Origin of the sequence: Mesorhizobium sp. M1A.F.Ca.IN.020.04.1.1 (assembly GCF_003997315.1) — a bacterium.
Lineage (GTDB): Bacteria > Pseudomonadota > Alphaproteobacteria > Rhizobiales > Rhizobiaceae > Mesorhizobium.
Genome location: NZ_RZSN01000013.1, coordinates 25,492 through 37,936 on the forward strand (window position 1 = coordinate 25,492; position 12,445 = coordinate 37,936).

18 protein-coding genes and 1 riboswitch are annotated in these 12,445 nt (G+C 64.0%); of the genes, 3 read left to right on the forward strand and 15 right to left on the reverse strand.

Annotated elements, in window-relative coordinates; all coding sequences use genetic code 11:
• Window positions 1-40: 40 nt before the first annotated feature.
• Window positions 41-550, reverse strand: a complete 510-nt coding sequence (locus tag EOA49_RS05085) for a DinB family protein (protein ID WP_095830262.1) — start codon at window positions 548-550, stop codon at window positions 41-43.
• A gap of 54 nt (window positions 551-604) precedes the next feature.
• Here EOA49_RS05085 and EOA49_RS05090 point away from each other — a divergent pair, with 54 nt between their 5' ends.
• On the forward strand, window positions 605-1,297 hold the full coding sequence (locus EOA49_RS05090) for a glutathione S-transferase family protein (protein ID WP_127239803.1): 693 nt from the start codon (window positions 605-607) through the stop codon (window positions 1,295-1,297).
• Between the two features lie 138 nt (window positions 1,298-1,435).
• Here EOA49_RS05090 and EOA49_RS05095 read toward each other — a convergent pair whose 3' ends face one another.
• A complete protein-coding gene (locus EOA49_RS05095; protein ID WP_127239804.1) occupies window positions 1,436-1,651 on the reverse strand; it encodes a hypothetical protein in 216 nt (71 codons plus the stop codon).
• Window positions 1,652-1,827: 176 nt separating this feature from the next.
• Between EOA49_RS05095 and ndk the strand changes: the two genes are divergently transcribed.
• Window positions 1,828-2,250, forward strand: a complete 423-nt coding sequence (gene ndk, locus EOA49_RS05100) for a nucleoside-diphosphate kinase (RefSeq protein ID WP_095823617.1) — start codon at window positions 1,828-1,830, stop codon at window positions 2,248-2,250.
• Between the two features lie 145 nt (window positions 2,251-2,395).
• On the opposite strand, the gene crcB (EOA49_RS05105) is transcribed toward ndk, so the two are convergent.
• From crcB (EOA49_RS05105) to EOA49_RS05140, 8 genes are all read right to left on the reverse strand, one after another.
• Window positions 2,396-2,824, reverse strand: coding sequence for a fluoride efflux transporter CrcB (crcB, locus tag EOA49_RS05105; protein WP_095800046.1), 429 nt, complete (start codon window positions 2,822-2,824; stop codon window positions 2,396-2,398).
• Window positions 2,825-2,829: 5 nt separating this feature from the next.
• On the reverse strand, window positions 2,830-3,222 hold the full coding sequence (gene crcB, locus EOA49_RS05110; protein WP_127239805.1) for a fluoride efflux transporter CrcB: 393 nt from the start codon (window positions 3,220-3,222) through the stop codon (window positions 2,830-2,832).
• Between the two features lie 97 nt (window positions 3,223-3,319).
• Window positions 3,320-3,393, reverse strand: a riboswitch (Fluoride riboswitch).
• A 208-nt stretch (window positions 3,394-3,601) separates the two neighbouring features.
• Window positions 3,602-4,018 (reverse strand): YbaY family lipoprotein, encoded by a 417-nt coding sequence (locus EOA49_RS05115; RefSeq protein ID WP_127243082.1) that lies wholly within the window; start codon window positions 4,016-4,018, stop codon window positions 3,602-3,604.
• A 219-nt stretch (window positions 4,019-4,237) separates the two neighbouring features.
• Window positions 4,238-4,717: a molybdenum cofactor biosynthesis protein MoaE gene (locus tag EOA49_RS05120; protein WP_095823619.1), complete on the reverse strand. Its 480-nt coding sequence runs from the start codon at window positions 4,715-4,717 to the stop codon at window positions 4,238-4,240.
• A gap of 1 nt (window position 4,718) precedes the next feature.
• Window positions 4,719-4,976: a molybdopterin converting factor subunit 1 gene (gene moaD, locus EOA49_RS05125; protein ID WP_127239806.1), complete on the reverse strand. Its 258-nt coding sequence runs from the start codon at window positions 4,974-4,976 to the stop codon at window positions 4,719-4,721.
• 1 nt (window position 4,977) lies between these two features.
• Window positions 4,978-5,574, reverse strand: a complete 597-nt coding sequence (gene pgsA, locus EOA49_RS05130; RefSeq protein WP_067330383.1) for a CDP-diacylglycerol--glycerol-3-phosphate 3-phosphatidyltransferase — start codon at window positions 5,572-5,574, stop codon at window positions 4,978-4,980.
• 104 nt (window positions 5,575-5,678) lie between these two features.
• Window positions 5,679-7,763 carry an excinuclease ABC subunit UvrC gene (gene uvrC / locus EOA49_RS05135; protein ID WP_067330379.1) on the reverse strand — a complete coding sequence of 695 codons (2,085 nt, stop codon included), beginning with the start codon at window positions 7,761-7,763 and terminating at the stop codon, window positions 5,679-5,681.
• Window positions 7,760-8,524, reverse strand: coding sequence for an SDR family oxidoreductase (locus tag EOA49_RS05140; protein WP_095800049.1), 765 nt, complete (start codon window positions 8,522-8,524; stop codon window positions 7,760-7,762). The genes uvrC and EOA49_RS05140 overlap by 4 nt, the downstream gene beginning before the upstream one ends.
• A 412-nt stretch (window positions 8,525-8,936) precedes the next feature.
• Between EOA49_RS05140 and EOA49_RS05145 the strand changes: the two genes are divergently transcribed.
• Complete coding sequence (locus EOA49_RS05145) at window positions 8,937-9,593, forward strand: outer membrane protein (RefSeq protein WP_067330375.1); 657 nt, start codon at window positions 8,937-8,939, stop codon at window positions 9,591-9,593.
• A gap of 93 nt (window positions 9,594-9,686) precedes the next feature.
• Here EOA49_RS05145 and EOA49_RS05150 read toward each other — a convergent pair whose 3' ends face one another.
• The 5 genes from EOA49_RS05150 to EOA49_RS05170 all read right to left on the reverse strand — a co-directional run bounded on the left by EOA49_RS05150 (window position 9,687) and on the right by EOA49_RS05170 (window position 12,439).
• Window positions 9,687-10,103, reverse strand: coding sequence for a GFA family protein (locus EOA49_RS05150; protein WP_127239807.1), 417 nt, complete (start codon window positions 10,101-10,103; stop codon window positions 9,687-9,689).
• Between the two features lie 76 nt (window positions 10,104-10,179).
• On the reverse strand, window positions 10,180-10,563 hold the full coding sequence (locus tag EOA49_RS05155) for a TfoX/Sxy family protein (protein ID WP_245460531.1): 384 nt from the start codon (window positions 10,561-10,563) through the stop codon (window positions 10,180-10,182).
• 116 nt (window positions 10,564-10,679) lie between these two features.
• On the reverse strand, window positions 10,680-11,276 hold the full coding sequence (locus tag EOA49_RS05160) for a glutathione S-transferase (protein WP_095800053.1): 597 nt from the start codon (window positions 11,274-11,276) through the stop codon (window positions 10,680-10,682).
• Between the two features lie 126 nt (window positions 11,277-11,402).
• A complete protein-coding gene (locus tag EOA49_RS05165; protein WP_245460532.1) occupies window positions 11,403-11,846 on the reverse strand; it encodes a GNAT family N-acetyltransferase in 444 nt (147 codons plus the stop codon).
• Between the two features lie 254 nt (window positions 11,847-12,100).
• Window positions 12,101-12,439: a histone gene (locus tag EOA49_RS05170; RefSeq protein WP_127239808.1), complete on the reverse strand. Its 339-nt coding sequence runs from the start codon at window positions 12,437-12,439 to the stop codon at window positions 12,101-12,103.
• Window positions 12,440-12,445 lie beyond the last annotated feature (6 nt).

The window sequence follows — 12,445 nt, forward strand, 5'->3', positions numbered from 1 at the left end:
CTTAATTTTTTTGAATTGGCCAACCGGAATCCCGTAAGCTTCAGGCGTAGGCGCGGCCTTCTTCGGAGCGCTGGAACTGCATCAGGTCAAGCGGCACCGAGGGCCTGCCGAGGACGGTAAGGCACATATGCGCCTGGCCGCGATGGTGGGTCTGGTGATTGAAGAGATGGCTGAGCGCCGGCGCCAGCCGCTGCGAAACGGTGCGCATGTCGGTGGTCATATAGGAAAATCGCCCGGTGAGCGCCTTATCGGTCATGCCGCCCATCCAGTCGACAATCCTCCTGTCCTCGGCCTCGCGTGCCAGGCGCAAGCCCGGGAAGGCGCGATAGAGGATCGTCGCAAGGTTTGAGGGCGCGTCCCCCTCGCCCGTAAAGCGCTTCATCCAGACGCGGTCGGTGACGAGCAGGTGATTGAGCGTGCCCAGCATCGAGCCGAAGAAGGCGCCGACATCGCGGCCGAGTTCCTCTTCGCTGAGATCGGCGGCGGCATCATAGATGCGCGTGTTGGCCCATTGATTGTAGGCCGCAAACATCATGAAATGCTGTTTCATTCTTCCATCCGGCTCGCAACGAATCCCGGCTCTTCGTAACCCGCAGGAACCGTAATGACCATTCTGTTCTATGATCTCGTCGGCCACGACGCAAAACGCCCATTCAGTCCGCATTGCTGGAAGACGAAGATGGCGCTGGCCCACAAAGGGCTCGACGCCACCAAGGTGCCGACGCGCTTCCTGGAAGTCCCCAAGGTGGAAGGCGGCGTCTCGAAGACGGTGCCGGTGATCCGCAATGGCGAGCGCGTGGTGGCCGATTCCTTCGCCATCGCACTTTATCTCGACGAAGCCTACCCCGAGCGGCCGACGTTGTTCGGCGGCGAAGGCGGCAAGGCGACGGCGCGCTTCATCGAACGCTGGTCGCAGTTCACCATCCATCCTTACCTCATGACGGTGCTGCTCACCGATCTGCATAGGATGCAGGACGAGGCGAACCGCGCCTATTTCCGCGAGAGCCGCGAGCAGCGGCTCGGCAAGCGGCTCGAAGAGGTGGTGGCCGGCCGCGACGAGGGGCTTGCCGGCTTTCGTGCCTCGCTCGAGCCGCTGCGCTCGATGCTCAGCTATCAGCCTTTCATCGGCGGGACATCGCCGCTGTTTGCCGACTACATCGTGTTCGGGGCGCTGCAATGGGCGCGCGTCGCCTCGCCCTACCAGCTGCTCGAGACGGGCGATGGCGTTGCCGAATGGTTTGAACGCTGCCTAGACCTGCATGGCGGAATCGGCCGGCAGGTCGCCGCGGCGGCGTAAGCGCTAATCTTCCTCTTGTGGGAAGATGTCGCCGAAGGTGACAGAGTGGGCGCCTCAACAGCTGCGGCGCCTACTTGCGAGAGAAGAAGTCGGCGTTTCACGCGCGGCGCCTCGCTCTGGCCTGCCGGCCACTCCCCCTCAAGGCGGGAATTTTCCGGCTTCATCCTTTTCGACCAGCCTGACGCAGATCGGATCGCCCTCTCCCATGCGGGCGCATTGCCATTCCGGGCCGAAGCCGAAATTCTGCTGTCCGGTTTGTGGAAAGAACAGCAGGACGAAGACGATCACGGCAAGGACCACGGCCATCAAGAAAATGCCGGCGATATCGTCGCGTCTGAGGTGGGCCCGGTTCATCACCTCCTGCTCCGCTGCCGCGGCGCTCCGGGCTGCACGCGAAGCGCGCTCTCAGCCGTCTAATTATCCCGCAAACGGCCGGCCTTGACCAGAAGCCGCCTCCCCTTGGCAAGCCGCAAAGCGGCTTGTATAGAGCCCGCCACTCCAATTTCCATTCCCAGAACAAGGACGAACCAATGGCGATCGAACGCACCTTCTCCATGATCAAGCCGGATGCCACCAAGCGCAATCTGACCGGCGCCATCACCAAGATGCTGGAAGACGCAGGCCTCAGCGTCGTCGCGTCGCGTCGCGTATGGATGAGCCGCCGCGAGGCCGAAGGCTTCTACGCCGTCCACAAGGATCGTCCTTTCTTCGGCGAGCTGGTCGAATTCATGTCGTCGGGCCCGACCGTCGTGCAGGTGCTGGAGGGCGAGAACGCCATCGCCAAGAACCGCGAAGTGATGGGCGCCACCAACCCGGCCAATGCCGCCGAGGGCACCATCCGCAAGGTGCATGCGCTGTCGATCGGCGAAAATTCGGTGCACGGCTCGGACGCGCCGGAGACCGCCGCGCAGGAGATCAGGTACTGGTTCTCCGACACCGAGATCGTCGGCTGAGACGCTTCGGTCCCAGCAATGAAGGCGGCTCTCGGGCCGCCTTTTTGTTTGAGCGGGCCGGCCGTGCAGGCTTTAGGAACGGGCGATGCCCGCGGCTGCGCCGAGGCCTCCGAGCCGGCGAGAAGTGCCATGGTCTCCTCCCTGATCACCTGGTGATCGGCAAGCGGTTGAACCTGGCCGCCATGAGATAGCCGAGCCAGGCCGACGCAAGCGACAGCACCACCACACTGACAAGATAGGTCGCCGCAAGGCCGAGGTCGCCCTCGAGAAGCAGGATGAAGGTGTCGAGGCTCATCGACGAAAAGGTGGTGAGACCGCCGCAGAAGCCGCCGGTCACGAACTGGCGGCCGGCCGGGCCGACCATCAAGCGTCCATCCGGCCGGGTCAGCGTGGAAAAGAACATGATGACCCAGGAGCCGACGACGTTGACGAACGCCGTTGCAAGCAGCGCGCTCCAGCCCAGCAGCGAGACGACGACGTAGCCGCATAAAAAGCGCGCCAGCGAACCGATAGCCGCGCCGCAGCCGACCGCCAGATAAAGCGGCAGGGCTGTCTGTCTATCGTTTCCAAACATGCGCCCTACCCCGCCATCCGCACGACGGTCCAAAAGCCGAAGGCGACGGCAAGCACGCAAAGCGCCGCCGAAGCCACGATGTTGAAGGCGGCGAGCCGCCGCTCGCCGTCGAGCGCGAGGTTCAGCGTCTGTAGGCAAAAGGACGAAACCGTGGTGTAGCCGCCGAACAGACCAACCACGATCAGGTCGCGCACGAGCTCGCCGGAAAAGATGCCCCCGACGGCCCGCGCCGCGCCGGCGAAGGCGCCGATGGCAAGCGCGCCGGAGACGTTGACCACCAGCGTGCCCCAGGGAAAGGTCTCGCCGACGCTGCGGCCGACAAGGCCCGACAGGAAGAAGCGGGAAACACCGCCGAGGAAGCCGCCGATCAGGACCAGGGCGCAGGCCGCAAGGCTCATCGCTTCTTTGCCTTTCCACAAAGCGATTCCTCGCGGGAATCGCGCCATCAAGACAGGCGTGTGCGAGCGGAAAAAGAAATCCTGCCGCGCGAAAGCACGCCTGGCAGGAGTCATCAGCCCAGATGCGAAAAGCTCGGGCGGTTTCGGGGGAACCCCATCCCCATTTGACGAGGGAAACTAGGTGGTCGCGGGGTCGCGGTCAATCGGGGCCACTATGGTTGCGACGCGTTTCTTCGCGCCCCGTTAACATTTGCCGAATCCGTTATGGTGGCGGACGCGGTGGCGGACGAGAGACCGGAACTCCCGGGGCTGACGCAGAAGCGGCCGCGATCCCTCGTCTCTATGCGTTTCCGGCGTGTCGGAAATTTTGCGAACCAGGCTACGACGTGACCTTCTTCAGCACGATGGTCTGCGGCTTGCCGTCCAGCGGATCGACCTGGTGGCGAGTGTCGGCGAGGAAGATCAGCCGATCATCGACAGTTATGCGGGCCTGCAGCGCGTAGGCCCTGCCGGGCTGGATTGCCTTGGGATCGAAGCCGATCTCGAATTTGATCGGCACTTGGCCGGCCAGGACGATCTTGCGCTGGCCGAGGAGCGTCGCCGGCGCGCCGGCCAGCGAGATGTCGGCGAGTTCGACCGAAAGCACGGCATTGGGCGGCAGCGCGATGCGCTCGCGATAGGTCACCTCGCCGGCAATCGTCTTTTCGGCGGCACTGGTGAACTCCGGCACGGCAAGCACGCCGACCACCAGCGGCACAAGGCCGAAGATGAAAAATTCCGCGATCCTGTCCAGCATAAGATTGCTCCCGCCCAGCAAATCAAACCGATTTGCAAGGTCGGGAAGGATTGCGGTCGTTCGATGGCCTTGGGGAGGAAATTTCGCCGGCTTGTCCCTCAGGCGGATTGCCAACCGAAATTGCGAAGAGCAGTTCGGGGCGACCCTCTTCTCCCCAAGGGGAGAAGGTGCTGCGAAGCGCGCCAGATGGGGCGATCGCCAAGGCAATGCCGTCCTGGCTTACTTGTCCGGGGTCTTCCAACGATCCGCGGCTTCGTCGTCGGCTTCCTTGGCCTCGACCCAGCCGCCTTCGGAGCCGTCGGCACGGTGCTCCTTCTTCCAGAAAGGCGCACGCGACTTCAGGTAATCCATCAGGAAATTCGCCGCCTCGAAGGCCGCCTGGCGATGTGCGGAGGCCGCGACCACCAGCACGATGTTTTCGCCCGGCGCGATTTTTCCATGGCGGTGTACGACGGTGAGCCCCTGCAGCGGCCAACGCCCGATGGCCTCAGTGGCGATGCGGCCGATCTCGGCCTCGGCCATGCCGGGATAGTGCTCGAGCTCGAGGGCGGCGAGCGCGCCTTGCTCGTCACGGCAGAGGCCGGAGAAGGTGACCACGGCGCCGATGTCGGCACGGCCTTCGGTCAGCGCGGCAATCTCGGCGGCGACGTCGAAATCCTCCCGCTGGACGCGGATGGCCGGCACGACCGTGCTCGCCATCTCAGCCCCCGGTCATCGGCGGAAACAGCGCGATCTCGCGCGCGCCCGCGATTTTCTCGCGGTGGCCGACATGTTCCTGGTTGATGGCGACGCGGATGACGTCCGGATATTTCAGCGCGTTTTCGTATTCCTCGCCGCGCGACTTCAGCCAGCGCAACAGGTCGGCGACGGTCTCGACGCCGGCGGGCAGCTCGACATGCTCTTCCGGCTTGCCGATCCGCTCGCGCACCCAGGCGAAATAGATGAGCTTGGTCGACATCTCACTCGTCCATGATGTGTTTCAGGCCGGCCCGGAAATAGTCGTAGCCGGTGTAGAGGGTGACAAGTGCCGCGATCCACAAGAGCACCAGGCCGATTTGGGTGGTCAGCGGGAAGATCTTGTCGCCGGCCGGGCCGACGAGCAGGAAGGCGATGGCGACCATCTGGATGGTCGTCTTCCATTTGGCGAGTTGGGTCACCGGAACCGAGACCTTCAGCGCGGCCAAATATTCGCGCAGGCCCGAGACAAGAATCTCGCGGCACAGGATGATGATCGCCGCCCATAGCGACCAACCGGCAATGCCGGCATGGCGGTCGGTGTCGGCGGCGAGCAAGAGCAGGCAGGTGGCGACCAGGAGCTTGTCGGCGATCGGGTCCAGCATCTTGCCGATGTTGGAGGTCTGCTGCCAGGCGCGCGCGAAATAGCCGTCGAAATAGTCGGTGATGGAGGCGAGCAGGAAGATGGCGAGCGCCGACCAGCGGGCGAAGTCGGAGGACTTCAGATGGCCCTCGAGAAAAAAGCACAGCACCACCAGCGGCACCGCGATGATGCGGGCGTAGGTGAGGATGTTCGGCAGGTTGAACGCGCGCTGGGCCATATCTGATCGGGATCTCTCTCCGCCTGCCTACTCAAATCAGAAGCCAATGTGGGGGGTCAACAGGCGAGATTCGATTGGTCAACCCAAAATAGGCGCAAGAATGGTCAGCTGTCATGAAAATGGTTGTAGACCAGCTTCGCCACGTGCTCGGAAATGCCATCGACCTTGACCAGGTCCTCGACCGCGGCGCGGCTGACCGCCTTGGCGGTGCCGAAATGGTGAAGCAGCGCCCGCTTGCGGCCTGGGCCGATGCCGACGATCTCGTCAAGCGGGCTCTTGACCATCTCCTTCTTGCGGCGGGCGCGGTGCGAGCCGATGGCGAAGCGATGCACCTCGTCGCGCAGGCGCTGGACGAAATAGAGCACCGGGTCGCGCACCGGCAGCGTGAAAGAGTCCCTGCCCTTGACGAAGAAGCGCTCGCGCCCGGCGTCGCGGTCCTGGCCCTTGGCGATGCCGATGGCGACGACCCGGTCCTCGATGCCGAGATCGGAGAGGATCTTGCGCACCGCCGTCATCTGGCCCTGGCCGCCGTCAATCAGGATGACGTCCGGCCATGCCGGGAAGCTGCCGTTTCCCTCGACAAGATCCTCTGCCGCATCGTCCTCGGCCTCCGCGCCCGCTCCGATTGAAGGCTGGACGTCGCCATGCTCCCTGAGGAGCCGCGAGAAGCGGCGCTCCATCACCTCGCGCATCATGCCGAAATCGTCTCCGGGCGTGATCTCGGTCGAGCGGATGTTGAACTTTCGGTACTGGTTCTTCACAAAACCTTCCGGCCCGGCGACGATCATGGCGCCGACCGCATTGGTGCCCATGATGTGCGAATTGTCGTAGACCTCGATGCGCACTGGCGGCCTTGCGAGGCCGAAGGTCTCGGCAAAGCCTTGCAATAGCCGCGCCTGCGTCGACGTTTCCGCCAGCCTGCGGCCGAGCGCCTCACGCGCGTTCTGCAGCGCGTGATCGGTGAGATCCTTCTTCTCGCCGCGCTGCGGCACCGAGATCGCTATCCTGCGCCCGGCGCGGGTTGACAGCGCCTCGGCGAGCAGCTCCTGCTCCTGCACCGGCTGGGAGAGAAGCAGCGTACGCGCCGGCAGCTTGTCGTCATAGAACTGCGCCAGGAACGAGCCCAGCACCTCGGCCGGCTCCAGCGCCGGATCGGCCTTGGGAAAATAGGCGCGGTTGCCCCAGTTCTGGCCGGTGCGGAAGAAGAACACCTGGATGCAGGTCTGGCCGCCTTCCTGGTGGATGGCAAAGACATCCGCCTCTTCCACAGTCTGCGGGTTGATGCCCTGATGCGCCTGCACATGCGACAGCGCCGCCAGGCGATCCCGGTAGATAGCGGCCCGCTCGAAGTCGAGCTCTTCGGAGGCTTGTTGCATGGCGGCCGAGATCTCGGTCTTCACCTTCTGGCTGCGGCCGGAGAGAAAATCCTTCGCCTCGGCAACCAGCTCGGCATAGCCCCGATGCGATATCTCGCCGGTGCAGGGACCGGCGCAACGCTTGATCTGGTAGAGCAGGCAGGGCCGCGTGCGGTTCTCGTAGAAGGAATCCGTGCAGCTTCGCAGCAGGAAGGCGCGCTGCAGCGAATTGATGGTGCGCCCGACCGCGCCGGCGGAAGCGAAGGGCCCAAAATAGTCGCCCCTGCGCGAGCGCGCGCCGCGATGCTTATAGATACCGGGCGAGACATGGTCGCCGGTAAGCAGGATGTAAGGGAACGACTTGTCGTCCCGCATCAGCACGTTGAAGCGGGGCCTCAGCCGCTTGATGAGGTTGGCCTCGAGCAGCAGCGCCTCGATCTCGGTGCGGGTGACGACGAATTCCATCGTCGCCGTCTCGCGCACCATGCGGCCGATGCGGGCGGTGTGGAAGCGCCCCTGCGCATAGTTGGTGACGCGCTTCTTCAGGCTGCGCGCCTTGCCGACATAGAGCACGTCGCCGGCGGCGTTCATCATTCGGTAGACGCCCGGCTGGTTGGGCAGCCGCTTGACCAAAGTCTGGATCACCTCGGCGCCGACCATGCCGTCGGCGTCGCCGGCATGCGGCGTCCAGTCGATCGCGGTGAAAGCGACGTCGGGACCGGCGGCAACCGCCTCCGGCTCGACGATTTCCTCCGACGCCTCGTCCTCGATGTCGAGATCGGGCGGCAAATCATCGGCGGCGCCGAGGGGGCTGTGTTTATGGGCAGGACTCATTCCACCATGCCTGTCACATCGGGCGTCTGCCATGCAAGATGCTGGCCGCCGTCGAGCGCGATCATCTGGCCGGTGACGGAGCGCGCCTCCCAGAGATAGCGGATGGTGGCGCCGAATTCCGGTAATTGTGGGCCGCGCTTCAGAATCAGCCCTTCGACCTGCCTGCCGAAATCTTCGTCGTCCTGGCGCTTGTTCTTCAGTGTCGGGCCGGGGCCGATGGCATTGACGCGAATGCGCGGCCCCAGCGCCTGCGCCAGCATCTGGGTCTGCGTCCACAGGGCCGATTTCGACAGCGCGTAAGAGAAATAGCGCGGCGTCGGCCGCCAGACACGCTGGTCGATGACGTTGACGATCAGTCCCTCCGCGCCTTCCGGCAAGGCCCGAGCAAAGTTCTGCGCCAGCAGCGCCGGCGTCTTCAGATGAATGGCGAAGTGGCGGTCCCAGGCCTGCCAGTCGAAATCCTCGACACGGTCGTCGACGAACAAGGAGGCGTTGTTGACGAGGAGCGTGACCGGGCCAAGGGCAGCTTCGGAGCGGCCGACCAGATCGCCGACGGCTTTCATATCGGTGAGGTCGGCGGCGAGCACGGCGGCACGGCCGCCCTGGTTCCTGATGCGGCTGGCCAGCGCCTCGGCCTCGGCTCCGGAACGATTGGCATGGATGGCCACGTCAAAGCCATGCGCGGCAAGGTCCTCGACGATCGCCTTGCCGATCCTTTTCGCTCCACCCGTCACCAGCACCACGCCAAAGGCTTCTTTCATGTCGTCAATCCTCTATCGGCTTCACGATTCCGGGAAGCCGGCACAATATGACGGGCCAAGCGTTAAATGCCATTTCTACCTGGGGCAGGAATGTGGCGAAGCGGCCCGTACGCACGCTGCCGACCCGGATTGCGGAAGTTTCATAATGCAATATAGGTCCCCGAACCCCTTGAACCAAGCGGTGTGCAGCGCAACATGACTAGCGTGCTGACATTCGCTGTTGCGAAGATGCAACGTCACCTTTTGGCCTCATTCGCGCCAGGGAATTACCCAAGTTCAGGTTCGCTTCAGCCGTATTTCAGCACGACATTTGGAACCGTTGAACGCCAGGCCCGTTTATCCCCCCGGACGGGCCGGGGGCATTCATGAACATAAAAAGCCTCGTGTCTTGTGGCTTAAGGAGTAAACAACAATGCAAGCTAATCTCAAGTTTGCGCGGCCGCTGGCGGTTGCGCTCGGGCTCTTCGCCCTCGGTGGTACCGCTTATGCCGCAGACGCCGTCACCGAAGAGCCGCCGGCACCGGCCCCGGTCGCCGAACTCCCCGTCGCTTCCTGGGCCGGCCCCTATGCCGGTATCAGCCTCGGCTACGGCTTCAGCGGCCATGCCGACGCCCGCGACGCCGGCGTCAATGTGAAGACCAAGGGCTTCATCGGCGGCGTCTTCGGCGGCTACCAGTGGCAGCAGGACAACTTCGTCTACGGCGCTGAAGCCGATCTCGGTTACAATGGCGTCAAGGGCGACAGCGCGGGCATCAATGCGAAGGGCGGCCTCGAAGGCTCGCTGCGCGCTCGCCTCGGCTATTCCGTGACCCCGGAAATCCTGCTCTATGGCACCGGCGGTCTTGCCGCCAAGAACCAGAAGATCACTGATAGCGTCACCGCCACCGACGAGAGCAAGGCGATGCTGGGCTGGACGGCCGGTGTCGGCACCGACATCAAGATCACCGACAACGTGTTCGGTCGCGTTGAATACCGCTACACCGACTACGGCGACAAGGACTTCGGCGCCCTCGGCAACGTCAAGTCGAAGGACAACCGAGTCACTTTTGGCGTCGGTATGAAGTTCTAAGTCGTCCAAGCCACGACACGGAAAAAGCCGGGCCGCGCGCCCGGCTTTTTTTGTGGCTCGCGTTGCCGCAGGCCGACACGTTTGGCCGCGCCTTCAGCGCAATCCGGTGGATGGCGCCTGCTGGAAATCCTCATGGGCTGAAATCGACTGCAGCCGGTCGAGCCAATTCGCGCGCGAGCGCGTGAAGACCTGGGCGTCCGGACGGTAGTCGGCCGGGTCGGTCATGGACGCGGCGTGAACGTGGATCTCGTCGGGCCATCTGTCGGAGCGGAAGTAGAGCCTGGTACCGCAGGACGGGCAGAACCCGCGAAAGGTGTTCGGGCTGCTTTCATAGTGCCTGATGACGCCGGCCCAGTTCAGCTGCTCCGGCCTCATGCCGAGGAAAGCTGTGAAGGGAGCGGACGTGGCGCGCTGGCAATCGGCGCAGTGACAGACAAGATTTCGCGTGAGCTCCCCGGAATAGATCCAGGTGACCGCGCCGCACATGCAACGTCCCGCCAGAGATGCCATCGCTTCCTCCGCCGACTGCGTGCCCGGGCCGACCCCGCCGACACGGCCGATGTTAAGGATAGGCGGCGCGATCTGTTCAGGCTGGCCGCTTTGCGACCTTGGCGGGTTTGACCTTCGGCGGCAGTGTCTCGACGAAAGCCAGCGCACGATCGATCCACTCGGCGAGATCTGCCTCGGTTGCAGTGCCTTCCGGCGCGACATGGACATAGCCTTCCATGGAACGCCCGCCCATTTCCATCGGCCGCGCATGGGGCCGTGCGGCTGCGGCCGCGTGCCGTTCCTTGCCGACACGCACAAGCAAGCCGCGCTTCGATGTGCCAATCAGCATATTGCCGTTGATCATGAAGCAGGTGCCGCCGAACATTTTCTGTTCCGTGAAAGCGCGCCGGCCAAGGGCCGCGCGCAAGCGCTCGACCATCGGGTCGGGGGCGACGATTGTTTGGGTGACCGACTTCGCCATGCGAACCACTTCGTAATTGCACGGCCTATGCAATCACGAATCCGGGCGACAATTCAATATGGGGAGGCGCGGCGGCGAGGCTGCCGATCTCCCCCACAAGGGTGGAGATGAGCTGTTTACCCCGGCACGCAGCCCTTCAGTTCCGGAAACTTTTCGTCAAAGCGCGCGGCCCAACGTGTAAGCCGGCCGCGGCCCTTTTCCCACTGGCCGCCGAAACGCAGCGCGAGATAGCCGAGGGTGGCACGCAGCGCCAGCTGGCCGGCGGTGATCTTCTTGGGCAGTTTCGGCGGGTTGGCGTTGAGCAGGTCGAGCGCGGCGGTGATCTTCGCCCACTGACGGTCGAGCCAGGGCTGATAGACCATGGCGTCGGGGCGCGTGCGCCGCTCATAGACCATCGACAGCGCGCAGTCGCAGATGCCGTCGGCCAGCGCCTCCAGCACCTCGGCCTCGAGCCGCTTGTCGGGGTTGCGCGGGAACAGCACGTTCTTCGACAGCCGGTTGAGATGCTGGGTGATCGCCCGGCTGTCGTGGATCGTGCGGCCGTCCTCCAGCACCAGCACCGGGATCTTGCCCAGCGGATTGGCCGAGATCAGCTCCGCCGGCTTGTCCTCCGTCTTGACCGGCACGAGGTCGATGGCGATGCCGGCATAGGCGGCGGCCATGCGGACCTTCGAACTATAGGGAGAGGTGGAGGCGTAGAGCAGCTTCGGCATGGATCGGGTTCCTGATTGTCCGCGCGCACTGTTGACCGAACGCTCTTGCCAGAGCAACGGCCAGCGTCGCCAAAACCTACCGCCAGTTGGCCGCACCTTGTTCGAGCGGCGCGTGCCGCCGCTACTTCAGGGACCGCTCCATGATGATGGTTCGTTCGTCGTCGTGGAAGCAGTCCCGGAGCGGAAGCCAAGTCTGAAATAAAATCGCTCCGCGGTTACCGAGGACGGCACCGTCAGCACCGTCGCGCCGTTTGCCCGCGCTGCTTCCTCGATCTCCAGCATCAGCCGGCTGCCGACGCCGCGTCCCTGAAATTCAGGATCGACGAACACAGATCGAACCGTTGTTCCGTCCAGCCCCGCGGTACCGACAATTTTGTCGCCGCAAACGGCGACAAAGACTTGGCGCTTCTTGAAAAGTTGCAGCACGGCAGAGGGGCTGAAGCTCTGCTCAACGCGGGCGATGATTTCCGGCCCGTAATCCCTGGCGTTGTTTTTCCGCAGAGCGGCAACAATGACCCGGCTTACCGCTTCGGCATCGCCCTCGCCTGCCCGTCGAATTCCAAGCCACAAAGCGCTGATCAGCCCTTTCTACCTGATCGACGTGCGGCAGCAGCCGACATCGCCCGGACCAGAACGGATCGTGACGATGCGAGCCGGTCGCGCAATAAAAAAGCTCCCGGAAGTTTGCCGGGCGGCAAATTTCAAGGAGCTTTCAGGACAGGCCTTTGCCATCCACTTCGCCCGTTGTCACGCCGAACTGGCGAGAGGGGCGCCTCGACGGCACCCACCCTCGCCTGTTCAGGCTCGCGAGCGAAGTTACGCGATTACTTCTTGGCCGGCGCCTTCTTGGCAGGCGCTGCCTTCTTCACGGCTGCCGTCGACTTGGCGGCTGCTGCTTTCATCGGCGCCTTGGCGGCGGGCTTGGCCGCTGCCTTCGCTGCCGGCTTCTTGGCGGCGGGCTTCGCTGCCGCCTTCGCGGCCGGCTTAGCCGCAGCCTTCGCCGCAGGCTTTGCCGCTGCCTTGGCCGGAGCCTTGGCCGGAGCCTTGGCTGCTGCCTTCGGTGCCGCTGCCTTCTTCGCTGCTGCAGGTTTCGCGGCAGCCTTCGGTGCCGCTTTCTTTGCCGGCGCTTTCGCCGCCGGCGCCTTGGTTGTCGTCTTTGCCATGCGATG

What these genes read in the sequence shown, in the direction of transcription:
- EOA49_RS05095 (WP_127239804.1), bottom strand. Translation starts at nt 1,651, where the DNA reads ATGAACCGGGCCCACCTCAGACGCGACGATATCGCCGGCATTTTCTTG.
- EOA49_RS05150 (WP_127239807.1), bottom strand. Translation starts at nt 10,103, where the DNA reads ATGGCATCTCTGGCGGGACGTTGCATGTGCGGCGCGGTCACCTGGATC.
- moaD (WP_127239806.1), bottom strand. Translation starts at nt 4,976, where the DNA reads ATGTCGACCAAGCTCATCTATTTCGCCTGGGTGCGCGAGCGGATCGGC.
- EOA49_RS05120 (WP_095823619.1), bottom strand. Translation starts at nt 4,717, where the DNA reads ATGGCGAGCACGGTCGTGCCGGCCATCCGCGTCCAGCGGGAGGATTTC.
- crcB (WP_127239805.1), bottom strand. Translation starts at nt 3,222, where the DNA reads ATGAGCCTTGCGGCCTGCGCCCTGGTCCTGATCGGCGGCTTCCTCGGC.
- EOA49_RS05115 (WP_127243082.1), bottom strand. Translation starts at nt 4,018, where the DNA reads ATGCTGGACAGGATCGCGGAATTTTTCATCTTCGGCCTTGTGCCGCTG.
- EOA49_RS05090 (WP_127239803.1), top strand. Translation starts at nt 605, where the DNA reads ATGACCATTCTGTTCTATGATCTCGTCGGCCACGACGCAAAACGCCCA.
- EOA49_RS05160 (WP_095800053.1), bottom strand. Translation starts at nt 11,276, where the DNA reads ATGCCGAAGCTGCTCTACGCCTCCACCTCTCCCTATAGTTCGAAGGTC.
- EOA49_RS05155 (WP_245460531.1), bottom strand. Translation starts at nt 10,563, where the DNA reads ATGGCGAAGTCGGTCACCCAAACAATCGTCGCCCCCGACCCGATGGTC.
- EOA49_RS05170 (WP_127239808.1), bottom strand. Translation starts at nt 12,439, where the DNA reads ATGGCAAAGACGACAACCAAGGCGCCGGCGGCGAAAGCGCCGGCAAAG.
- EOA49_RS05085 (WP_095830262.1), bottom strand. Translation starts at nt 550, where the DNA reads ATGAAACAGCATTTCATGATGTTTGCGGCCTACAATCAATGGGCCAAC.
- uvrC (WP_067330379.1), bottom strand. Translation starts at nt 7,763, where the DNA reads ATGAGTCCTGCCCATAAACACAGCCCCCTCGGCGCCGCCGATGATTTG.
- EOA49_RS05145 (WP_067330375.1), top strand. Translation starts at nt 8,937, where the DNA reads ATGCAAGCTAATCTCAAGTTTGCGCGGCCGCTGGCGGTTGCGCTCGGG.
- crcB (WP_095800046.1), bottom strand. Translation starts at nt 2,824, where the DNA reads ATGTTTGGAAACGATAGACAGACAGCCCTGCCGCTTTATCTGGCGGTC.
- ndk (WP_095823617.1), top strand. Translation starts at nt 1,828, where the DNA reads ATGGCGATCGAACGCACCTTCTCCATGATCAAGCCGGATGCCACCAAG.
- pgsA (WP_067330383.1), bottom strand. Translation starts at nt 5,574, where the DNA reads ATGGCCCAGCGCGCGTTCAACCTGCCGAACATCCTCACCTACGCCCGC.
- EOA49_RS05140 (WP_095800049.1), bottom strand. Translation starts at nt 8,524, where the DNA reads ATGAAAGAAGCCTTTGGCGTGGTGCTGGTGACGGGTGGAGCGAAAAGG.